1 protein-coding gene is annotated in these 557 nt (G+C 33.6%); it reads left to right on the top strand.

From position 1 onward, the window contains the following. Nucleotides 1-144: 144 nt before the first annotated feature. Nucleotides 145-486 carry a PepSY domain-containing protein gene (locus H2672_RS19255; RefSeq protein ID WP_186674013.1) on the top strand — a complete coding sequence of 114 codons (342 nt, stop codon included), beginning with the start codon at nt 145-147 and terminating at the stop codon, nt 484-486. Nucleotides 487-557 lie beyond the last annotated feature (71 nt).

Raw genomic sequence — 557 nt, 5'->3', positions numbered from 1 at the left:
GGAACAACAGAAGACCGTTTATTGGAATGAATCTTTGTGTCAATAGCCTTTACTCTATTGAGATTGTGAAGTGATACACTTAAACTAACGGGGCAGGTTAGTTTAATAAGGACTTAATTAACTATTAGAGTATATTTATAGGGGATGCTTCCAATTGAAAAAAAATTATTAGGATTAGTTGTTATTATGGTATTGATTTTTTTATACCTATATCAATCGCCTACTCTGATGACGATAGAAGCGATATACAGTGCAGAAAGATACTTGCAAAATCCACCAAAGGAGTTAAGTAAGTCAATTCCTTATCTTGATTTAAAGGAAGTCCCTGAAGAAAATGTTAGTGCAGTGCTAAATCAAAAGAGCGGGTTCTGGAATCAATTAACAAATAGAATGGTGTGGGAAGTGACAATAAAATATAGTGGTATTCAGCCAACGGTTGTGATCGATGCCAATACTGGAAAGTATATTGATATATATGGACCGTAAAATTAAAGAGTTTACATTTTCCTTGTTCAACTAACGGGTGCTTTACTTCAATAAGGAGTAGAGCATTTTTT

The organism is Sporosarcina sp. BP05, assembly GCF_014282005.1.
Classification (GTDB): Bacteria; Bacillota; Bacilli; order Bacillales_A; family Planococcaceae; genus Sporosarcina.
The sequence above is the reverse complement of the archived record's forward strand: the minus strand, read 5'-3'. Positions and strand labels throughout refer to the sequence as shown.

Coding starts and splice junctions, on each gene's coding strand:
- H2672_RS19255 (WP_186674013.1), top strand. CDS start 145: ATGCTTCCAATTGAAAAAAAATTATTAGGATTAGTTGTTATTATGGTA.